Origin of the sequence: Aliiglaciecola litoralis, assembly GCF_039523355.1 — a bacterium.
GTDB lineage: Bacteria > Pseudomonadota > Gammaproteobacteria > Enterobacterales > Alteromonadaceae > Aliiglaciecola > Aliiglaciecola litoralis.
This window is the reverse complement of sequence record NZ_BAAAFD010000004.1, coordinates 158,650-179,305: the sequence shown is the minus strand read 5'-3', so window position 1 is coordinate 179,305 and position 20,656 is coordinate 158,650. Positions and strand designations below refer to the sequence as shown.

The window sequence follows — 20,656 nt, the reverse complement described above, 5'->3', positions numbered from 1 at the left end:
ACAGCGAGGTAAGATTTGTTTAAAGAGCAGTTTAACGTCAGATTTTATGAAACCGATGGTTTGGCGCATGTCAGCAACACCGTCGTTGTCGGTTGGTTTGAAACTGGCAGAGAGCCCGTTTTCAAGTTGTTTTCTCCTGAATTAGATTTACAAAATTGGCCATTGATTTTGGCCAGCTACAAAGTCGATTTTTTAAGCCAAATCTTTTACGGCAAACCGGTTGAGATCCGAACCTATATAAGCCGTATCGGAAATAGCTCTTTCGATACCTATCAAGAGGTTTGGCAAGACAATATCAAATGCGCATCAGGCACGACTACTATGGTGCGCTACGATTTTTCAACAGAAAAAGCCGTCGCCATCGATGCGCATATCAAGACACAATTAAATGAGCACATGTTTGCAGTTGAACAGGATTCTTAAGCCATGACGGATTTTATCGAAGTAATTGATAACGCGATTCCGGACACCTTATGCGATCAATTTATCGCGCGCTTTGAAAGCAGCAAAAACACCACTGCGGGTAGAACGGGGGGCGGTGTTGATGTCGACAAAAAACGCAGCAAAGACGTATCCGTAGTCCAGAACGCCGAGTTTAGTGAGCAATATAAACAATTGCTGCCGCTTTTATCAGGTCAGTTAATGGCCTATTTTGAGAAGTACTTTTTTGCCTTGATTGGGCCAATTGGGTTAACGGTAGCCGATCCTAAAACCGGTCAACCAGTAAAACTCACTCATGAAAATTTCGATAGCGTCGGCAAACCTAATTTAGCTAACTTGGTTCAATACTTGTTCCGCATTGGCGATATTAATGCTCAAAAATACGATGCGACCAAAGGTGGTTACCCTTACTGGCACTCAGAAGTCTATCCCCAAGCTGGCCACAACGATGCCCTGCATCGAATCTTGTTGTTTATGTATTATTTAAATGACGTAGAAGAAGGCGGCACCACAGATTTCTATTATCAAGACAAATCAGTACAACCGAAAAAAGGACGTATGGTGATTGCACCTGCATATTTCACTCATACTCACAGAGGCAGTGTGCCAGTATCGAATGACAAGTACATTTTGACCTCTTGGGTATTATTTAATCCCGCTAATCAAATATATACCGGTTGATTTATTTCTCTTTATGGTCAATTATTCCGTCACCTAACTTGAAGAAAAAATGATTTTGAATAACGGTATCGCAAAAACATGGTTTAGCGCTCTTATGCTCTTCGGTGGCATGTCATCGGCAATCGCAGATGACACGTCAGACAATTTCAATTTTTCTGGATTCTCTCGAGTAGTTGCTGGTGTACTAGACGACAATAACGCAACTTATCAAGGATACGACAATTCGGTAAGCTTCGGTCAAGGGTCGTTGCTTGGTCTTCAAGCTGATTTGCGTTTAAACGATAAATTTTCGATTACAACTCAATTACTAGCCCACTCTTCCGATGATCGAAATTCGGGGATCGAGTGGCTATACGCCACCTATCAGCCGAATAAATCTCTGCGTTTTAAAGCAGGAAGGATGCGTACGCCCTTTTTTATATACAGTGATGTAATTGATGTCGGATTTGCTTATCCTTGGATAAGTCCACCACAACAGGTTTATAAAGCCTACCTGTTTGATTATTTCGACGGCGTCATAGCAAGTTACGAGCTGTCGGCACCGGATTTTAGTGCCGAATTAGAAGTGTATTACGGCGCCTATGATGACTTGATTAATAACAGCAGCTTAGAGGAAGTAACGGCAAAAACGAGTAACTTGCGGGGCATTGCGTTAAATATCCGCGGCGAAAAAATCCAAGCGCGTATTTCCTCTAATAAAGGGGGGGTAGATATAGATTTTCCCGAGTTACGTGGATTTTCCGATATTCTGCGCTCTGCCAATTACAATTTAACCGCTGACTCTTTAATTACCTCAGGCGATGCTGAAGTTAATCAGATCGGTATTTCTTACGATGAACTAAATTACTTTTATAAAGCAGAATTTATCACCATTTCCTCTCCGATTTTAGTGGTGCCCGATATTGATAGCTATTACCTCACTGCTGGCTACATGGTTTATCCTTTCACCTTCCATGCAACTTATGCCAACAACACCTCTAAATATGCCCCTGCAGTGGTTGAAATTCCCACAGGATTAGCCCCAGAGGTAGATGCCCTTGCAGCCGGATATGCGCAAATTTACGATAACTTAGAAAATGATACCGTTAAGAGCCTCACACTTGGGGTGCGCTGGGACTTTAGAATCGACATGGCGCTTAAGGCTGAAGTAACTCACCTTCGCGGTGAACAAGGTGCGCGTTCTTTTTTCAATATTACCAATCCAGCGGAGTTTGATTATCGCGCAAATCTAGTTCAAGTTGCATGGGAGTGGGTATTTTGAAGCACTGGTTAATACTCACCACACTTTTCGTTTTCCCTGCAAGCCTGAGTTTTGCGCAGATTGCTAATGCTAACGGCATCGTTGTGGTGGCCAATATTAGCAACAACGATTTGACATTATCGAAGCAGCAAATTAGAAGTTTGTTCATGGGGTCATCCGTGGGTCGCGACTTGAAAGTAGCCACATTGCCTCCGAGCAGCCTCACACGTGTTGAATTTAATACTAAGGTGATAGGAATGACTGAATCTCGTATTCAATCATACTGGGCACAAATGCGCTTTAGTGGGCGTAAAACAGAACCCTTACAATTTGATAATGAAAATCAACTAATTGAGTTTCTGAATAACACGCCCGGCGCGGTTGCTTATTTACCAGCATCCACCGCCATTCCCGATAACTTGACGGTTGTTTACTCAAGCGCAAACAACTAAGTAGTGGAACCGGCAATACACGAAACCTTTCAATAAAGCGTTTTGGTAGATAGATGGTTAAGAGTTTGCCTACAACCTCTCAACTAATTGCGGTTTACTAAAGAATTTCATTGGGCAAGATCAATTATATTTTGACAGCACGTCTTCAAGGGGAGCAGGTCTTCCGAAAAAGTACCCTTGCAGTTGTTGGCAGCCTTGGGAAATTAAGAAGTCAGCTTGTTCACGTGTTTCCACCCCCTCTGCACAAATTTGAAGCTCTAAACGGTTAGCCATATCAATAATGGCTGAGGTAATTAACGTGCTGCTATCGGAATGCCCCAAGTTATCAACAAATTGCTTGTCAATTTTCAACGTATCTAGGCTAATTTGGGTAAGGTAAGCCAATGACGAGTAGCCCGTACCAAAGTCGTCTAATGCGATAGTGCATCCCATTTTCTGTAAGTTACTGAAAACTTGATTGGCCTGTTCAAAATTTTCTAAATACGCGGATTCAGTCACTTCGAATTCGATATTCTCAGCAGCAACTTGGTATTGCGACATCTTGGTCTGAATTTCTGTAAACAATGATTTGTTTTTAATATCAATAGCAGACAGGTTCATTGACACTTTGATGTTCGGATTCTCCTTTACGAAATCCGGTAACTCGGTAAACACGCGTGTCATCACCCATGATGTGATTGCCGAAATTTTCCCGCTTTGCTCTGCAATTGGAATAAACTCAGCGGGTGAAACGAACCCAAGGTCTTCGTCTATCCAGCGGATCAATGCTTCATAGCCCATAGTATGACCATCAGCATTCACTTTCGGCTGGTAATAGACTTTAAAGTGGTTGTTTCGAATCGCATCTTCTATGGCTCCGGCTATCTGCATTTTGCGTTTGGCATCTTCCATCATAGATCCGACAAACACGGTGTACTTACCTCGGCCTTCTAATTTGGAACGGTACATGGCGAGATCGGCGTTGCTAATAAACTCACTCAAATTGAAGTTAGATTCGCTGGCTCTGGCAATACCAATACTTGCGCCCACAGAGAGTTTCCATTCGTCAATTTCAAAACTGTCTTTGAGTCCGTTTATAATTCGGTCGGCGATATTGGCCAATACATATTGATCCGGGTTATTGTGCAATAACACCAAAAACTCATCACCGCCTAATCGTGAAATAACATCTCCATCTCGTAAGTAACCCCTTACTTTCTGTCCAACCTGTACCAGCAATTTATCACCCACTTCATGACCGAACGAATCATTAATGTTTTTAAACCCGTCGAGATCAAAAAATAGTAGTGCAACGTCGGATTTTTCGCGTTTCGCGCGAGCTAATTCGACCCTAAGGGTTTCTACAAAAAATTGTCGGTTTGGTAAGCCAGTTAAACTGTCAAAGTTTGCTAACCTTTCCATTGCCTTTTGCTGATCAAGCAGTTGTCTGGTGTATTCTTTGTTCTTCTCCAATTGCTCACTGGTGGTGTCCATCATCGCTTCGATATTGGCAGTCAGCTTGGCGATCTCGAAATAGCCTTTGCTTTCTGGACGTAAACTATAGTCTTTTGTTTTTCTGACCGAATTGGCAAAATGGGATAACTGAATAAGTGGCTTTAGCAGCTTATTCAGCAATAGATAAGTTAACAATAAAGAAACGAAAACGGCGATCAGCACCAAAGGCAGAATATTAACCAGCATGTTACGTTTGCTTATCGATAATGGTTTGTCTAAATCATTAACAATCAACAAGTAACCTTGCGGCAGTCGCTTATCTCCTATCACTTTAAAGGCGATTAAATTGGCCTTATCGATACTCATGCCCAGGGGATATTTATCGCGAAGCTGAGTTAAGGTTAGCTTTTCCCAGCCCCCCAAATCACCTTGGGCATTGCCGATATAACTGGTTAATTTAGTCCCTTGCTCAGCGTATACACCAGCATACTTTACGTTAGCGTAGCGGTCTAAACGCAACAGTACCGTTAGTAATTCAAAATCACTGGTTTCGTTTGCAATCAGGGTAACAAGATCATTAGACAAATTTTCTGATAATCCGTCTAAGTCTTTAGTCACAGACTCTCGATACAGGTTTTCGTGTTCTTTGATGGAAATGACAATCGTGAATACACTGACGCACAAAATAGCGAGTATGGTCAAAACGGTAAGAGGCGTTTTAATCGTTTTTAACACGCCGGTAGCCTGTATGGTTTCGTAAGGTTACAACTTAGTGACAAGTAGTCAGCTCTCAATTAATTAGCATTACTGGCATCAAGTCTAGTCTAACCAGCCCAAGAATGTAACAGCAATTTATACTTTAAACTGCTTGGTGATAGCTTCTAAGTGTTGAGCTAATTGTGCTAACTCAGCACTGACTGATGCTAACTTGCCAGAGCTCGAAGAAGTCTCCGCAGTGCGATCATGGATTTCATCTACATTGGAAGAAATGGTATCTGCTACTTTTTGTTGCTCCCCCGTAGAGGCGGCAATTTGATCATTCATTGCGGTAATTTTATTGATGGTTTGGGTAATCACATCAAGGCTTGCGCCAGCCTCGTTGGCAGTATCAACACTTTCAGTTGCCTGCTCTGTGCCCTTTGCCATAACACTCACAGCAGAACGCGCCGCCCCTTGCAATTGTTCTATAGTCGATTGAATTTCTTCTGTTGATTGTTGAGTTCGTGACGCTAGGGTTCTTACTTCATCTGCTACGACAGCGAAACCTCGTCCTTGCTCTCCCGCTCGAGCGGCCTCAATAGCCGCATTTAACGCCAATAAGTTTGTTTGTTCGGCGATGCCTTTTATTACATCTAAGACAACACCTACTTGATTCGAATCAGACTCCAGTTTTCGGATAACTTCTGCCGTTTCTTGCACATTTGCTGCTAACTGCTGAATGCTACTTACAGTGTGGTTAACCACTGATTGTCCATCGCTTGCGGCACTGGAAGCATCACCCGCAGCTTTAGCAGCTTCTGCTGCGCTAGTTGCTACCGCGGATACGCTGTTGGTCATATTATCGACTGCTTGCTTGGCTTGATTAGCTGCGGTTTGTTGCACCACGATTGTCTTATTGGTGTCATCGGTTAACTGATTGAGATTTTGCGCCAGTTCTGATAACGGCAATGATGCATTTACGATGTCTTTGACGACACCTTGCAATTTCTGCATAAACTGATTGAACCAATGTACTAAATCACCGACTTCGTCTTCATTGTTGGTCTGAATTCTAACCGTAAGATCGCCATCTTCTTGGGCGATATCTTTTAAAGATTCTACCACTTTAACAATACTGTCTCTGATCCCTTTAACGATTGGAATTGCCGTGGCAAACAGCAAAACGGTAGTAATAACGCCCATGATAACGCCAACCCAAATAGCACGACTGGCATTAGAATCTGCTTTTGCAATTGCCCCTTTAAATTCCTCTAATCGAGCATTTTCAAAGGCAGTGAGCGCGTTGGTCGACATATCATAATTATTGTTCATCTTAGTCGACAATTCGCCTAACTTGGAATAGTCAGCTGTGTTGTTAATCATTGATCGCGATACATCAAAGGCGAGATCGTAATAGGCATTAAAGTTGTTTAGAATATTATTGGCTTCATCGCTCAATTCTGGATCAAGCAACTTAATTTGGCTTAATAGTGCTCGGGTTTCTGCGGCATAAGCAGTAGCTGATGAAAGTGCCTCTTCGTCACCGGTGGTCACTGCACTGCTTAAAGTGTCCTTTACTTTTTGCATATTGACCAGTGCACTACTCGACGCTCTTAAAGCCGGAAATTGTACGCTACTGGCGTTGTCTAAAAGGGCTACGTTATTCAAGGCAAAGCCGGTGCTAATTGCCAGATAAATCATAAAACCCAATGTTCCGATAATGGGAATGAGGAACATCTTTTTTGCTATCGACATTTTAGAGAGAAAATTCATCAGTACACCTTGTGAGGTCTTAATGGCCAAAAGGCCTTTGAATTGTATAGAGTTTTAAGCCCATGCTGTCTTCGAGTATAGCTAAAATTAAACAGTTAAAAAGAAAACGCTTAAAATTCCCGCAACAAATTAGCCGTTAATCAGTCAATCAGCCATCATAAGGCAAGATTTTTTCACCTTTTAAGGTATAACCAACACTAGCCAAATCGCCCGTCCAGCCATCTGTAGTAAGTGTCCCTACTACCCAGACGACATCGGATAAGCTTAATATCGGCACACCCTCAGAAATCTTCACGTAGACAATTTGATTTGGAGGTGGTGGCGGCACATGAATACAGGCCCCAAAAAAAGGGACTAATAGAAATTCGGTGATGGTGTCCTGGTCACCTTCAAGCGGTACTACAAACCCAGGTATTTTTACCTGCATATTATTGAATTTAGTCACCACTGGTGCATCAAGGTTTTGTTGGGCCATTTCGAAACCATGTTCAATTGACACAGATGGCGGTACATAGCCCTCGGGGATCAGATCCTCCCAAAACACTTCTTTTGGTTCAGCAAATACATTGATGCTTAAAACCGTTAATAACACGAGTAAAAATCGCATAAAAATCATTTCCTTATAACCAGTATAAGACGCCCTATTGCAACTTAACTAAGGCTATTGGCAAGCCAACAAGATAAGTTCTGACTTGAGTATACGCCATTATATTTTATTTGGGCCGGTGTGCACCTTGGCCCATATGCTATGTTCGACACTGAACTTTTACACCATAACGCTCGTAGAAACCTAGGCATTGTCTCGTATTGATGCGATTCGCATCGAGATAGGCTCTTGGTTTTGGCATCGCATAGGCCAAAACAAAAGGGGCTAAACTTAGTGTTAGCCCCTTTATTTACTTCAGACTTTTACGCGCATTTTAAAACGCAGGTTTATCTTCAGCTTGTTCGTAACGCGTTACACTGTCTGTGATTTCAGCTTTAGCGTCTTTACTATCACCCCAACCTTCAATTTTAACCCATTTATTAGGTTCCAAATCTTTGTAGTGCTTAAAGAAATGTTCAATTTGCTGTTTGGTCAGTTCAGGCACTTGGTCTATTTCCGAAATACCGCGATAGATAGTCGAAAGTTTGTCTGCAGGTACCGCCAAGACTTTTGCATCTTCACCCGACTCGTCAGTCATTTTCAGCACGCCAACAGGACGACAGCGAATAACACAACCGGCCATTAAAGGAAAAGGCGTCAATACCAATACATCAACAGGGTCACCATCTAAAGATAGGGTATGAGGCACATAACCATAATTAGTTGGGTAGTGCATGCAGGTCGCCATGAAACGGTCGACAAAAATAGCACCGGAATCTTTATCCACTTCATACTTCACTGGGTCAGCATGGGCGGGAATTTCAATGATCACATTGATTTCGTCAGGCAGGTTTTTTCCTGCGGGTACGGCATTTAAGCTCATAGTAATACCTATAAAATGTAATTAACGGGAATGTGCTGAATTATAAAGACTTCACGGCAAAGATGAAATCGATACCTAGCGGTAATCACTGAGTTTTTAAGGAATATCGTAAATTAATCATCAAATGCTTGAATTTTTGTACCTAAGGTCGTTATAGTCTCTCTTAGATGTAAAAAATATGTTAATAAAACAATGAGGTATCAGATTCAATCTTGCTCGCTGGGTTGGCCGAGATACTCGACAAAAACATCGCAAAGCGCGTTCAGGTGACATAAACAAAATAATATCGCCTGATGCTGTCGTACTTTGTGTCATAGCAACTCGCTTGGGGAAATTATGACCGAACTATTCTACATTCCACCCGCATTAGGCATTTTGGGCCTAGTCTTTGCGTTAATCATCTACTTTGTTATTAAGAAGTATCCCGTTAGCAATCCGAAAATCGCGAAAATCGCCGATATGATCCACCTCGGTGCCATGGTGTTCATGCATCGCGAATATAAAATGCTATTTATGTTTGCACTGGTGGTTGGTATCGCATTATTTTTCTCGCTAGGCACACAAACAACCATCGCATTTACGGCCGGAGCTCTGTGTTCTGCGGTGGCGGGCTACATTGGTATGTTCACCGCGACCAAAGCCAACGTGCGTACCACGCAAGCAGCCCATGATAAAGGTGCACCTGAAGCGTTATCGGTAGCCTTCTTAGGTGGCTCTGTGATGGGATTATGTGTTGCATCAATGGGCTTGCTAGGCTTAGGTAGCTTGTATTGGTTCTTCGGTGGCGATCCTGAAACTGCACACGCTATTCACGGTTTCGGTATGGGTGCATCAATAGTCGCCTTATTCTCTCGTGTGGGCGGCGGTATTTTCACCAAAAGCGCCGATGTAGGAGCAGATTTAGTTGGCAAGATAGAAGCCGGTATTCCTGAAGATGATCCGCGTAATCCAGGTGTTATCGCCGATAACGTCGGTGATAATGTCGGTGATGTGGCAGGTATGGGTTCAGATATTTTCGAGTCATATTGTGGCTCGATGATTGCCACCATCGCCATCGCATCAACCATGGCAGTAAGCATGTTGGGCAGCAAAGAAGCCCTAATGTTCTTACCATTGGCGCTGGCATCTACCGGACTACTGTGTTCGGTGGCAGGTATCATCTTAGTTAAAATGATGTCTTCATCAAAACCAGAGGTCGCGTTGCGCGCCGGAACCATGGGCGCTGCGGTGATATTTATTGCTGCTGCTTATTTTGTCATCCAGTACCTAGACGTTAATAACCATGTTTGGTGGTCGGTCATTTCAGGCGCTGTGGGTGGCATTATCATTGGGCTAGTCACCGAATATTACACCGCTGCGGCTCCTATACGTAAAATTGCTAAAGCGGGTGAAACAGGCGCTGCGACTGTCATGATCACTGGATTATCAGTGGGAATGCAATCAGTGGTCATCCCCGTATTGACAATTTGCGGCATCATTTATGTATCAACCCAGTTATCTGGTCTGTACGGTGTTGGCATTGCCGCTGTGGGTATGTTGGCAACTGTGGGTATTACCATGGCGATCGATGCCTATGGTCCAGTTGCAGATAATGCAGGCGGTATCGCCGAAATGGGTGGTTTAGGTAAAGAAACCCGCGAGATCACCGATTCACTGGATGAATTGGGTAATACTACTGCGGCCATCGGTAAAGGCTTTGCCATTGGTGCGGCAGCACTAGCGGCACTGGCAATTATTGCAGCCTTTGTTGAAACCTTATCGTTGAAGTTTGATAACTTCACCCTGCATCTAGGTGAACCCATGGTGCTTATTGGTTTATTTATAGGCGGTTTGCTGCCGTTCTTGATTGCCTCTATTACCATGACAGCCGTGGGCGATGCAGCCTTTGAAATGATCCAAGAAATTCGTCGTCAGTTCAAGGAAATCGATGGTTTGATGGAAGGCACTGCCGATCCCGACACTGGACGCTGTGTAGACATTGCGACTGCCGCAGCGCTCAAGAAAATGATCTTACCCGGCGCCATTGCAGTAGCCGTACCGCCTATTGTTGGTTTTGGTTTAGGCGCGCATGCGCTAGGCGGTATGCTTGGTGGCGCATTGCTGGGCTGTGTGTTGCTTGCGCTGATGATGGCAAATGCCGGTGGTGCTTGGGATAACGCCAAGAAGTACGTTGAAAAAGGTAACTTAGGCGGTAAAGGCTCAGATGTTCACGCCGCTGTTGTAGTGGGTGATACTGTGGGTGACCCGTTCAAAGATACCTCGGGACCTGCGATGAATATCCTCATTAACGTAATGGCGATTGTGAGTTTAGTTATTGCACCTCTGTTGAGTTTGTAACCTAGTTACCGTCAATTTATTGTAAGCAAATAAAAAGCCGCTCGAGTTGAATCGAGCGGCTTTTCTAATGTACGTTATAACTAAGGCCAGATGCCGTTCTGGATAATGAGTGGAGCTTTATTTTTCGTAGTAACTCATACAAGTTTCAACTTCTTCTTTTGACCCCATTATGACCGGTACACGCTGGTGAATCTCACGCGGCATGACTTCCAAAATACGGGTATCGCCTGTGCTAGCTGCCCCACCGGCCTGTTCAATCAAAAATGACATTGGGTTAGCTTCGTACAACAAACGCAATTTGCCGGGAATTTTTGGGTTACGTTGATCAAATGGATAGGCAAAGATGCCACCGCGAGACAATACGCGATGAATATCACCGACCATGGCGCCAACCCAGCGCATATTAAAGTTCTTACCACGAGGGCCTTCATCACCCAATAACAAATCAGTGACGTATTTTTGCATTGGCTCTTCCCAGTGACGTTGGTTGGAGCTATTAATAGCAAACTCTTTTGTTTGTTCTGGCACCGTAATATTGGGCTTAGTAAGCAGGAAGCCGCCGTGGGTTTTATCCAAAGTATATAAATGGGTTCCGCGGCCGGTGCTCATTGCCAACATGGTTGATGGCCCATAAAGCACATAACCGGCGGCAACAATTTGGGTGCCGGGTTGTAAGAATGCCGAGGGATCATCTGGCTCCATCCATTGCGGAGCGTGGGTAATCGAAAAGATAGTACCAATAAGACTGTTGATATCCGTGTTGGAAGAGCCATCGAGAGGATCGAAACTGACCAAATACTTGCCTTCTGGGTGGCAACCGACAACGTCATCTTCCTCTTCCGAAGAAATCGCCTTTACGTAACCCGATTCTTTAAGAATGTCTTTGAGGATCTGATTAGAAATCACGTCTAGCTTTTTTTGCGTTTCTCCTTGAACGTTTTCACTTAACAGCGAACCAAGTACACCCGCTAATGCACCTTGACTAACCCGAAAAGATATTTCCTTGCAGCCCGCGAGTAGTGTACGGATCAGCAAAATTAGCTCCATTGGAGCGCCGTCTTCTTGCAATTGAGAATTGAGTCGTTTCATTCTAACAAAAACCTATATTGTTCATGAGTTTGGGTACGGTTATTGTGTGCGCGTATTGTTGTTATTGTAGTGCGCCTAAATGATTGTACCTGTGTTAGATACAAAACTCAGCTAAAACAAGCTTGTCGTACCATCAGATCTAGATAATTGTCGAGGATTGCTTTTACTCACTATAGGCTGACAGCAGCTTAAGTACTGTTTTCAATTATTTATTGCTGCTTATTAGTCTGCTACTCTAGCGCCAGTTTTTCCTAAATATCATCATTATGCATATTCATATTCTTGGGATCTGTGGCACCTTTATGGGTGGGATCGCAGCGATAGCTAAATCTATGGGTCACAAAGTGACAGGTTCGGATGCCAATGTGTATCCGCCAATGAGCACACAACTTGAAGCACTTGGCATTGAGTTAACCCAAGGATTTGAGCCAGCGCAGTTGTCTCCTGAACCCGATATAGTAATCGTTGGCAATGCAATGTCACGGGGCAACCCTTGCGTTGAATATATTCTTGAGCGCAACCTTAATTACACCAGTGGCCCCCAGTGGTTATCAGAACATGTATTAAAACAACGCTGGGTGATTGCCGCATCGGGCACTCATGGTAAAACCTCGACATCCAGCATGATTGCTTGGATATTAGAATACGCAGGACTCAATCCAGGTTTTTTAATTGGTGGCATTCCAGAGAACTTTGGCATTTCAGCGCGCTTGGGGGAGTCCCCGTTTTTTGTGATTGAGGCCGACGAATATGATTGTGCTTTTTTCGATAAGCGGTCTAAATTCGTCCACTATCATCCTCGCACGTTGATCATTAACAACCTTGAATTTGACCATGCCGATATCTTTGACGATTTAGCCGCTATCCAAAAGCAGTTTCATCATTTGATGCGGATATTGCCGTCCAACGGTTTGGCATTAGTGCCTACTCAAAACGAAAATATTGAGCAGGTGTTGCAGATGGGCTGTTGGAGTGAAGTCCAGCGCACGGGCGAAAAATGGCAAGCGCGCAATCAAACCGCAGATGGCAGTGCATTTGATATTTACTGTGACGATAAGCTTTGCCAGCGACTAAGCTGGAATTTAATCGGTCAACATAATGTCGATAATGCGTTGATGGCCGTTGCTGCCGCGCGGCATGCAGGGGTTCAACCAGCATTAGCAATCGAAGCACTCAGTCAGTTTGTCAATGCCAAACGGCGCATGGAGCTGCGTGGCGTAATCAATGATATTCATGTTTACGACGACTTTGCTCACCACCCCACAGCCATCAAGACAACCTTACAAGGTTTACGAAATAAGGTGGGCCCAGCACGCATATTTGCGGTTTTCGAGCCACGCTCGGCGACCATGAAATTGGGCGTCCACCAGCATACGCTGGCGCAATCTTGGCAATCTGCCGATGCGGTATTGTTGTTTCAGCCAAACAATCTAAACTGGTCGTTGAATGAACTTATTGCCAACAGTGACGTACCGACTCAGGTGTTTAACGATATAAATGATATTGTTAACTCTTTAGCCACCACATTAAAACCCAATGATCATGTGGTGATCATGAGTAACGGTGGATTCGGTGGCATTCACGACAAGCTGATTGAAAAACTGAGAAACTATGAGATTTAACAATACCATCACCCTTGCTTTCACTGGCGCCTCTGGCGCTCCCTACGGTTTACGTTTGCTAGAAACCTTAGTAGCGGCGGATTATCAGGTATTTTTATTAATTTCATCGGCGGCTAAAGTGGTATTTGCAACTGAACAAGATTTAAAGCTCCCTGCACAACCACAAGCCTGTGCAGAATTTTTTATCGAGCGCTACAACGCCAAGCCGGACCAGATCAAAGTGTTTGGTCGCGACGAATGGTTTTCACCAGTGGCATCCGGCTCGGCTGCGCCTAAAAAAATGGTGATTTGCCCCTGCTCCACTGGCACTTTATCGGCCATTGCGACCGGCAAAAGTGACAATCTGATTGAGCGAGGCGCCGATGTGGTGCTAAAGGAGCGCGGCCAATTGATTCTAGTACCAAGGGAAATGCCGCTTTCTACAATCCATTTAGAAAACATGCTGAAATTATCGCAAGTAGGAGCAACCGTCATGCCTGCCGCTCCGGGCTTTTATCATCAACCCCAACGCATCGAAGATCTAGTCGATTTCGTGGTTGCACGCATACTCGATCATCTTGAAATAGATCAGAAACTGATGCCGCGTTGGGGATATCAAAAATAACCAATGAATAAGTTGAGAAACCACCTATGAACACACGTTTTAAGCAATTGCTTCAGCTATCTGCAGCTGCGTTACTCGTTACCTCTTCGAGCCAAGCCTTGGCTTGGGGGCAAATTGGCCATCGCGTCACGGGCGAAATTGCAGAGCTATATTTGGATGCTGATACCCGTGAAAAAATTGCCGCATTATTTCCCAATCAATCCCTTGCGGAGCTTTCCACACAAGCAGATAGTGAGCTTTCTAATCCGTCTGAATTCTGGCAACAGACATGGACGTGGCACTTTGTCACTGTACCTGAGGGAAATGAATATAGTCTCGACAAGCACGCCCCTAAAGAGGGTGACGCCTATACTGCACTAACGTCCTCTACTGAAACTCTTAAAGATCCAAAAGCAACAGTTGAAGAAAAACGCATTGCGCTACTATTTATTGTGCATCTGATTGGCGATTTACACCAGCCATTGCATTCTGGCAACGGCACAGACCGAGGTGGTAACGATGTAAAAGTAGAATTTTTCTGGCAACCGTCAAACTTGCATCGAGTTTGGGATAGCGGAATCATTGATAACCAGAATTTATCTTATACTGAATTAACAAAATGGCTGAGTCAGAAAATCACCCCTCAGATGGCCAGTGAATGGCGTACCACGGATCCAAAAACTTGGATAAAAGAAAGTATTATTATACGCGATGGCATTTATCCTGAAGAGCCAAAACTGACTTATGACTATCAATATCAACATATCGCAACGATCAAACAGCGCCTGCAACAAGCTGGTGTGCGAATGGCTGCCTATTTGAATGAAGTGTTGTAAGGGTTAGTTAACGTCTAAACTACTGACAACACCGAGATGAAGAGGCTTGGTGTTGTCATGAAACAAATCAACCGGTGCTACTTAGCCGAGTGTAGCCCAAAGATATTGCCCTCGGTGTCAATTGCCAAGCTGATGAAGCCATACTCACCGATGGACATTTTCGATCGTTGAATACGTCCGCCGAACTGTTCAACTCTGGCTTCCTCTGTTGCGCAGTCTTCACAGTTAAAATACACCAATGTGCTGTTACCGCCAGCAGCAAAGCCCGTCATTTTAACTAATGCGCCTGACGAGCCAGTCAGTGCATGATCGCCTGGGAACGCCCACATTTCTATGTCAGGCCCAGGTAGCTGATCCAAACTATAAGAGAATACGCCCTCATAAAACGCCTTTGCGCGTTGCATATCATCAACGTAGATTTCAAACCAGCCAACGGGATTCATCTTCATCGCGTTTTCCTTATGTGCCGTATAAACGGCATTAATTGATTGATCACAACCAATCCGTAATCTTAAAAATGCGTGATTAAGTCGCGACTGTAGTTACGGCTAATCAATATCTAATGGTTCAGGTGACAATATTATGCCGGTACTATCGGCATAAAGGTGGTCTTCGGGCAAAAATGTCACACCACCAAAATTAACCGCTACGTCGACTTCGCCAACCTGTTCAAAGGCGGCATTGACTGGAATAGATGCCACCGCATGGATACCAATATCTAGTTCCTCTAATTGATCGACTTCACGCACACTGCCATAGCAAACAATGCCTTCCCAATCATTTTCCAGAGCAATCTGCGCAGTATCGAGGTCAATTAATGCCCGACGAGTAGAGCCACCGCCATCAATCAATAACACTTTCCCCTTGCCCGGTTGTGAGAGCACTTTGTCAATTAGGCCTTTATCTTCGTGACATTTAACGGTGGAAATTTCTCCGCCATAAGATAATCGGCCACCATAATTAACAAAAAGAGGGTCGACGACATCGACACTGTCGGCAAACAAATCACATAATTCTGAGGTGTTGTATTCCATTGGTTCGTCCACAGCTAAAGATTGAAGTTTAATGGTAGTGCTAAGCGCCAACTTTGTAAAACACTAGCCGAGAATCTGCACGTTAACAGGCTATAACCATGGAACTTAGACTACGTCAGGTTAAAGTTTGTATTGGTAGTTAGCATTTAGTTCAATTACATCATCTTTACAACGATCTTAGAAATTAGCTAGATCCACAAAAATCACGTTAACGGAAGTGAATTGCGGGTTGTTTTTTCTGTTTTTGGTGAGATGATAGGGGCATCTATATCCGTTAAGTGACATTGGCATTGAAACCAATAAAAATCATGAAATATCTACCTATTTTGTTACTCAGTTCAGTATTAATCAGTGGCTGTGGTGTTAAAGGCGATCTGACGCTACCTGAAGCACAAAACGACGCTAACGTAGAGCAGGTAAAATCTCAGACTGAGGAGCAACAGTAATTGGATCATTTTCAATATAAAGACGATGCACTTTACGCCGAAAATGTCGCGGTTGCCGAAATTGCCAGTCAATTTGGTACACCTTGTTATGTATATTCTCGCGCAACCATCGAACGCCATTGGCATGCGTTTAACAACGCAGCAGGCAAGCACGACCATTTAATATGTTATGCAGTAAAAGCCAATTCTAATCTAGGCGTTTTATCGGTGATGGCAAAACTCGGCTCTGGTTTTGACATTGTCTCAGGTGGGGAGTTATCGCGAGTGCTTGAGGCAGGTGGTGATCCCCGTAAGGTGGTGTTCTCTGGTGTCGGTAAAACCGAACACGAAATTGAGCTAGCCCTTCGTCATCAAATATTGTGCTTCAATGTTGAATCTGCGCCTGAACTGGAACGGATTAATAAGGTTGCGCAAAAACTCGATGTTCAAGCGCCCATTTCGATTCGGGTCAACCCCGACGTTGATGCAAAAACTCACCCCTATATATCTACCGGTCTGAAAGCGAATAAATTTGGCATTCCCCGTGAAAGTGCCATTGCAATCTATAAACTGGCCGCCAGCTTCCCGAATCTTGAAATTAAAGGAATGGATTGTCATATTGGTTCGCAATTAACCGATATTGAGCCTTTCGTTGACGCCTTAGATAGATTGCTTTTGCTAATAGATGAACTGGCCAACAGCGGTATTGTCATTTCTCACCTAGATGTAGGTGGTGGACTTGGGGTTTCCTATAAAGACGAACAGCCCCCTCACCCTGATAAATATGTTGAAGCATTAATGACGCGCATGCACTCTCGCCCTGAACTCAAACTTATTTTTGAGCCAGGTCGCGCGATTATGGCAAATGCGGGAATATTAGTAACCAAAGTCGAGTTTATTAAACGGGGGGAAGAGAAGAATTTTGCAATTGTCGACGCAGCTATGAACGACCTGATCCGTCCCGCACTTTACTCAGCTTGGATGAATATTATTCCGGTTTCTCAAACTAGTAGTAAAACAAAAGCCCTTTATGATGTGGTTGGCCCCATCTGTGAAACCGGTGATTTTCTTGGTAAAGATCGCGAATTAGTGATTTCGCCTGACGATTTGCTTGCAGTGAGAAGCGCTGGTGCTTATGGCTTTGTAATGGCATCAAACTACAATAGCCGCTGCCGACCCGCTGAGATAATGGTCGACAAAAATCAAATTCATTTAGTCAGAGAACGAGAAATATTAAAAGACCTCTGGAAAGGTGAGCATAAAGTTACGTAATATAGCAGTAACATAACGTTAAGTAGTCACAATGCAAATTCAATTTTCTAAAATGCACGGCCTGGGAAATGACTTTATCGTCATCGATAATGTGACTCAGAATGTGTTTTTTTCGAAGGATAAAATACAACAACTAGCCGATCGGAATTTCGGCATTGGTTTCGATCAGATGCTATTGGTCGAACCGCCATATGATCCTGAGCAAGATTTTCATTATCGTATCTTCAATGCTGATGGTACTGAGGTATCTCAGTGCGGTAACGGCGCACGATGTTTTGCTAAATTTGTCAAAATTAAAGGCCTCACCAACCGCAATAAAGTCATAGTGAGCACCAAAGCGGGCAAAATGGTGTTGTACTTAGAAAAAGACGGCTCTGTGACTGTCAATATGGGCAAACCCATTTTTGAACCGAGTAAAATTCCGTTAAAAGCCAACAAAGAAGAAGGCACTTACATTGTCCGTGCTGAGGACAAAACCCTGATGTTAGGGGCGGTATCGATGGGAAATCCCCATTGTGTGATGGAAGTAGATGACGTGCTCACTGCCGATGTTGCTAATATTGGGCCCTTACTTGAACGCCATGAGCGCTTTCCTGAAGGGGTAAACGTGGGCTTCATGCAAGTTATCAATGACAGCCATATTAAACTGCGTGTATACGAGCGCGGTGCTGGTGAAACATTGGCGTGTGGAAGCGGTGCATGCGCGGCAGTGGCAATTGGTCAAATTCAAGGTAAACTAGGCCAAGATGTTCAAGTGGATTTACCTGGCGGCTCTTTAAAGGTACGCTGGCAAGGCAAGGATAGCGTACTAAAAATGACCGGACCGGCAGAGCATATTTTTGATGGAACCCTCATAATATGAGTGAAACCTTACAACAACAGGCAAATAGGGATATGTTGACTGATTACAATGAAGTAGCGGACGTCAGTGCAAAAGACGTAATAGACTACTTGGAACAAAACCCTGATTTTTTTGCTGTGTACCCAGAATTAGCGGAAAGGCTAACCATCCCTCACCAGCAAAAAGGCAGTGTTTCCTTAGTTGAGTTGCAAAGTGACCAATTGCGCAAAAAGAATCGCGCGTTGTCGCATAAACTCAATCAACTGATTTCAATTGCTAAACAAAACGAAGAAATCTATCGTATTTACGCTGATTTAAACGTGCAGTTATTGACCTGTCGCTTTTTCACTGAAGTACAGGATCTGTTAGAAGACATTATGTGTCACAAGCTGAAAATGTCAGCGGTAACACTCAAGTCGTTTACAGGCGCACATGCCCTGCCAGAGATCCAGCGTAAACTGTTCATCGAAAAGCGCTTTAAAAAAGAGTGCTTTTTCTTTGGTCGACTCAGCCAACACGAAAAGCAACTATTATTCGGCAATACCAATGTTGAATCGGTAGCCTTAATGCTGCTTGGTGACAAAGGTGAACTGGGCATTCTAGCAGTGGGTAGTCGTGACGGCGGTCATTTTAATCCTGACATGGATACACTGTTGATCACGCAGTTGCAGCAGTTTTTAAATATACTGTTGCCGAATTTGGCAGGTTATTAGCTATGATCTCACCAGCCTGTGAACGATGGCTGGATAAATTCATCGGCTTTTTACAATACGAACGTAACCTATCACCAAAGACCTTGGAAAATTATCGCCGCCAATTGGCGACTGTCTGTGAGCAACTTGAATTAAACAATTGGCAAGAACTCACCAGTGTTCAGGTTAAAAAAGCCCTTAGCCACGCGCGCCGTCAGAACTTGGCACCTCGATCAATTGCCATGCGTCTCTCTGCCTTGCGCACCTTCTGCCACTTTTTGGTGGGCCAAGATGTCCTGGAAAGTAATCCGGCCAAAACAGTACAAACTCCAAAAATTGGCAAACCTTTGCCCAAACATCTCAATGTAGATGAAATTAATCAACTGATGGAAATGGACCAAGACTCCCCGCTGGCCGTTCGTGATCGCGCTATGATGGAGCTAACCTATGGTTGTGGTTTACGACTAGCTGAATTAGCAGGGTTAAACTTACAGGATGTGATGTCCAATGGCCAAATTAGGGTAATTGGTAAAGGACGCAAAGAACGTATTTTACCGGTCGGTAAAACCGCCCTTTTGTGGCTGAAGAAATGGTTAAAGCAGCGCGTTCTTCTATCGCCTCCAATGAATGAAAAAGCGGTTTTTGTCAGCATGCACAAACGGCGTATTAGCCACCGTCAAATCGCTAAGCGCATGCAGCTATGGGCCAAATATCAGCAGCTCGATAAAAAGGTAAATCCACATAAATTGCGTCATTCTTATGCGACCCATATGTTAGAATCAAGCGGTGATTTACGTGCTGTACAAGAGCTACTAGGACACGCAAACCTATCAACGACTCAGGTGTATACGCATTTGGACTTTCAGCATCTGGCTAAAGTCTATGATTCGGCCCATCCTAGAGCCAAAAAACACAAGTAAGCCTTTTTGTTATAATCTTTACCCGTTGTAAACCGTATAAAATACAATTGTATAATTAAGAATAGGTATTCCTTAATGAATTTTTTTCGAGCCATGTCGACCATCAAAGCAATAAGCTTTGATCTTGATGATACGCTTTATGAAAACCACAGCTTGATGATCACGGCAGAACAGCAGCTCCAAACGTATTTGAGGGAACACTATCCACAAACGCAAAAAATGCAGCCTGCAGATTGGCGTTCTGTCAAGCGGCGGCACTTGCAGGATACGCCTGAACTTGCCTCTGATATGGGTGAACTCAGACGCAGAACCTTGCATTCAGGGTTACAGCAATGTGGCTATCAAGATCAAGCATTGAAGAAAGCAGTATCCGACTGTTTTGACTATTTTTATTACCAACGCAGCAACTTTCAAGTGAATAAGACTATATGTTCTTTATTGGCAGAACTGGCTGAAAAAGTCCCTTTGATCGCAATCACTAACGGGAATGTGAATTTACAACAGATCGGCATTGCAGATTATTTTACACATTGTTTGAAAGCCAGCTTGCAGCAACCGATGAAACCCCATCCCATGATGTTTGACCGTGCAGCAACTATATTAGGCATTCCGCATAAACAGGTACTCCATGTTGGTGATAATTTAGAAAAAGATGTGATGGGCGCCATTGCGGCGGGTATGCAAAGTGCGTGGTATGCCTGCAATCGAAAAATGCACATTAACCATGAAAGAATAACTGTTCTTCCTCATGTAAAACTCACTGAGCTAACGGATTTAAAGAAATTAGTCGGTTAATTCGACTTGTGCCCAGCATTT

Annotated in this window: 21 protein-coding genes; 14 read left to right on the top strand and 7 right to left on the bottom strand. The window is 43.8% G+C overall.

What is annotated here, in order from left to right; genetic code table 11:
• Window positions 1-15: 15 nt before the first annotated feature.
• The 4 genes from ABD036_RS09295 to ABD036_RS09280 are packed head-to-tail and all read left to right on the top strand — an operon-like array spanning window position 16 to window position 2,814.
• Window positions 16-423, top strand: coding sequence for an acyl-CoA thioesterase (locus ABD036_RS09295; RefSeq protein ID WP_343859047.1), 408 nt, complete (start codon window positions 16-18; stop codon window positions 421-423).
• 3 nt (window positions 424-426) lie between these two features.
• The gene (locus ABD036_RS09290) at window positions 427-1,122 is read left to right on the top strand and encodes a 2OG-Fe(II) oxygenase (protein ID WP_343859044.1); all 696 of its coding nucleotides are present in this window, start codon (window positions 427-429) and stop codon (window positions 1,120-1,122) included.
• Between the two features lie 49 nt (window positions 1,123-1,171).
• The gene (locus ABD036_RS09285; protein WP_343859041.1) at window positions 1,172-2,383 is read left to right on the top strand and encodes a hypothetical protein; all 1,212 of its coding nucleotides are present in this window, start codon (window positions 1,172-1,174) and stop codon (window positions 2,381-2,383) included.
• Window positions 2,371-2,814 carry a hypothetical protein gene (locus ABD036_RS09280; RefSeq protein ID WP_425542565.1) on the top strand — a complete coding sequence of 148 codons (444 nt, stop codon included), beginning with the start codon at window positions 2,371-2,373 and terminating at the stop codon, window positions 2,812-2,814. Before ABD036_RS09285 ends, ABD036_RS09280 begins: the two co-directional genes overlap by 13 nt.
• Window positions 2,815-2,934: 120 nt before the next feature.
• On the opposite strand, the gene ABD036_RS09275 is transcribed toward ABD036_RS09280, so the two are convergent.
• The 4 genes from ABD036_RS09275 to ppa form a co-directional block, all read right to left on the bottom strand.
• Entirely contained in the window at window positions 2,935-4,983 is a 2,049-nt protein-coding gene (locus ABD036_RS09275) for a putative bifunctional diguanylate cyclase/phosphodiesterase (protein ID WP_343859037.1), read from the bottom strand.
• 117 nt (window positions 4,984-5,100) lie between these two features.
• Entirely contained in the window at window positions 5,101-6,720 is a 1,620-nt protein-coding gene (locus ABD036_RS09270) for a methyl-accepting chemotaxis protein (RefSeq protein ID WP_343859035.1), read from the bottom strand.
• Between the two features lie 148 nt (window positions 6,721-6,868).
• Window positions 6,869-7,327 (bottom strand): DUF3299 domain-containing protein, encoded by a 459-nt coding sequence (locus ABD036_RS09265; protein WP_343859033.1) that lies wholly within the window; start codon window positions 7,325-7,327, stop codon window positions 6,869-6,871.
• A 313-nt stretch (window positions 7,328-7,640) separates the two neighbouring features.
• Window positions 7,641-8,189, bottom strand: a complete 549-nt coding sequence (ppa, locus tag ABD036_RS09260; RefSeq protein WP_343859031.1) for an inorganic diphosphatase — start codon at window positions 8,187-8,189, stop codon at window positions 7,641-7,643.
• Window positions 8,190-8,525: 336 nt separating this feature from the next.
• On the opposite strand from ppa, the gene ABD036_RS09255 reads away from it, so the two are divergent.
• Window positions 8,526-10,526, top strand: coding sequence for a sodium-translocating pyrophosphatase (locus tag ABD036_RS09255; RefSeq protein WP_343859029.1), 2,001 nt, complete (start codon window positions 8,526-8,528; stop codon window positions 10,524-10,526).
• Window positions 10,527-10,643: 117 nt separating this feature from the next.
• On the opposite strand, the gene ABD036_RS09250 is transcribed toward ABD036_RS09255, so the two are convergent.
• Window positions 10,644-11,615: a class 1 fructose-bisphosphatase gene (locus ABD036_RS09250; protein WP_343859027.1), complete on the bottom strand. Its 972-nt coding sequence runs from the start codon at window positions 11,613-11,615 to the stop codon at window positions 10,644-10,646.
• Between the two features lie 266 nt (window positions 11,616-11,881).
• On the opposite strand from ABD036_RS09250, the gene mpl reads away from it, so the two are divergent.
• Genes mpl through ABD036_RS09235 form a run of 3 tightly spaced genes read left to right on the top strand, consistent with a single transcriptional unit; the run spans window position 11,882 to window position 14,656 of the window.
• A complete protein-coding gene (gene mpl, locus ABD036_RS09245) occupies window positions 11,882-13,237 on the top strand; it encodes a UDP-N-acetylmuramate:L-alanyl-gamma-D-glutamyl-meso-diaminopimelate ligase (RefSeq protein WP_343859024.1) in 1,356 nt (451 codons plus the stop codon).
• Complete coding sequence (locus ABD036_RS09240) at window positions 13,227-13,841, top strand: flavin prenyltransferase UbiX (RefSeq protein WP_343859021.1); 615 nt, start codon at window positions 13,227-13,229, stop codon at window positions 13,839-13,841. Before mpl ends, ABD036_RS09240 begins: the two co-directional genes overlap by 11 nt.
• A gap of 26 nt (window positions 13,842-13,867) precedes the next feature.
• Entirely contained in the window at window positions 13,868-14,656 is a 789-nt protein-coding gene (locus ABD036_RS09235; RefSeq protein WP_343859018.1) for a S1/P1 nuclease, read from the top strand.
• Window positions 14,657-14,733: 77 nt separating this feature from the next.
• Here ABD036_RS09235 and ABD036_RS09230 read toward each other — a convergent pair whose 3' ends face one another.
• Window positions 14,734-15,105, bottom strand: coding sequence for a VOC family protein (locus ABD036_RS09230; RefSeq protein WP_343859015.1), 372 nt, complete (start codon window positions 15,103-15,105; stop codon window positions 14,734-14,736).
• Window positions 15,106-15,204: 99 nt separating this feature from the next.
• Window positions 15,205-15,690, bottom strand: a complete 486-nt coding sequence (gene rraA / locus ABD036_RS09225) for a ribonuclease E activity regulator RraA (protein ID WP_343859012.1) — start codon at window positions 15,688-15,690, stop codon at window positions 15,205-15,207.
• Window positions 15,691-15,980: 290 nt separating this feature from the next.
• Here rraA and lptM point away from each other — a divergent pair, with 290 nt between their 5' ends.
• From lptM to ABD036_RS09195, 6 genes are all read left to right on the top strand, one after another.
• On the top strand, window positions 15,981-16,136 hold the full coding sequence (gene lptM / locus ABD036_RS09220) for an LPS translocon maturation chaperone LptM (RefSeq protein WP_343859009.1): 156 nt from the start codon (window positions 15,981-15,983) through the stop codon (window positions 16,134-16,136).
• The gene (gene lysA, locus ABD036_RS09215) at window positions 16,137-17,387 is read left to right on the top strand and encodes a diaminopimelate decarboxylase (RefSeq protein ID WP_343859007.1); all 1,251 of its coding nucleotides are present in this window, start codon (window positions 16,137-16,139) and stop codon (window positions 17,385-17,387) included. It begins immediately after the preceding gene.
• A 31-nt stretch (window positions 17,388-17,418) separates the two neighbouring features.
• Window positions 17,419-18,249, top strand: a complete 831-nt coding sequence (gene dapF / locus ABD036_RS09210; protein WP_343859005.1) for a diaminopimelate epimerase — start codon at window positions 17,419-17,421, stop codon at window positions 18,247-18,249.
• The gene (locus ABD036_RS09205) at window positions 18,246-18,941 is read left to right on the top strand and encodes a DUF484 family protein (RefSeq protein WP_343859002.1); all 696 of its coding nucleotides are present in this window, start codon (window positions 18,246-18,248) and stop codon (window positions 18,939-18,941) included. Before dapF ends, ABD036_RS09205 begins: the two co-directional genes overlap by 4 nt.
• A gap of 2 nt (window positions 18,942-18,943) precedes the next feature.
• On the top strand, window positions 18,944-19,840 hold the full coding sequence (xerC, locus tag ABD036_RS09200) for a tyrosine recombinase XerC (protein ID WP_343858999.1): 897 nt from the start codon (window positions 18,944-18,946) through the stop codon (window positions 19,838-19,840).
• Window positions 19,841-19,915: 75 nt separating this feature from the next.
• Complete coding sequence (locus ABD036_RS09195; RefSeq protein WP_343858997.1) at window positions 19,916-20,635, top strand: HAD-IA family hydrolase; 720 nt, start codon at window positions 19,916-19,918, stop codon at window positions 20,633-20,635.
• Window positions 20,636-20,656 lie beyond the last annotated feature (21 nt).

What these genes read in the sequence shown, in the direction of transcription:
- mpl (WP_343859024.1), top strand. Translation starts at nt 11,882, where the DNA reads ATGCATATTCATATTCTTGGGATCTGTGGCACCTTTATGGGTGGGATC.
- ABD036_RS09230 (WP_343859015.1), bottom strand. Translation starts at nt 15,105, where the DNA reads ATGAAGATGAATCCCGTTGGCTGGTTTGAAATCTACGTTGATGATATG.
- ABD036_RS09265 (WP_343859033.1), bottom strand. Translation starts at nt 7,327, where the DNA reads ATGCGATTTTTACTCGTGTTATTAACGGTTTTAAGCATCAATGTATTT.
- ABD036_RS09240 (WP_343859021.1), top strand. Translation starts at nt 13,227, where the DNA reads ATGAGATTTAACAATACCATCACCCTTGCTTTCACTGGCGCCTCTGGC.
- dapF (WP_343859005.1), top strand. Translation starts at nt 17,419, where the DNA reads ATGCAAATTCAATTTTCTAAAATGCACGGCCTGGGAAATGACTTTATC.
- ABD036_RS09255 (WP_343859029.1), top strand. Translation starts at nt 8,526, where the DNA reads ATGACCGAACTATTCTACATTCCACCCGCATTAGGCATTTTGGGCCTA.
- ppa (WP_343859031.1), bottom strand. Translation starts at nt 8,189, where the DNA reads ATGAGCTTAAATGCCGTACCCGCAGGAAAAAACCTGCCTGACGAAATC.
- ABD036_RS09205 (WP_343859002.1), top strand. Translation starts at nt 18,246, where the DNA reads ATGAGTGAAACCTTACAACAACAGGCAAATAGGGATATGTTGACTGAT.
- ABD036_RS09290 (WP_343859044.1), top strand. Translation starts at nt 427, where the DNA reads ATGACGGATTTTATCGAAGTAATTGATAACGCGATTCCGGACACCTTA.
- ABD036_RS09250 (WP_343859027.1), bottom strand. Translation starts at nt 11,615, where the DNA reads ATGAAACGACTCAATTCTCAATTGCAAGAAGACGGCGCTCCAATGGAG.
- rraA (WP_343859012.1), bottom strand. Translation starts at nt 15,690, where the DNA reads ATGGAATACAACACCTCAGAATTATGTGATTTGTTTGCCGACAGTGTC.
- xerC (WP_343858999.1), top strand. Translation starts at nt 18,944, where the DNA reads ATGATCTCACCAGCCTGTGAACGATGGCTGGATAAATTCATCGGCTTT.
- ABD036_RS09235 (WP_343859018.1), top strand. Translation starts at nt 13,868, where the DNA reads ATGAACACACGTTTTAAGCAATTGCTTCAGCTATCTGCAGCTGCGTTA.
- ABD036_RS09270 (WP_343859035.1), bottom strand. Translation starts at nt 6,720, where the DNA reads ATGAATTTTCTCTCTAAAATGTCGATAGCAAAAAAGATGTTCCTCATT.
- ABD036_RS09285 (WP_343859041.1), top strand. Translation starts at nt 1,172, where the DNA reads ATGATTTTGAATAACGGTATCGCAAAAACATGGTTTAGCGCTCTTATG.
- ABD036_RS09195 (WP_343858997.1), top strand. Translation starts at nt 19,916, where the DNA reads ATGAATTTTTTTCGAGCCATGTCGACCATCAAAGCAATAAGCTTTGAT.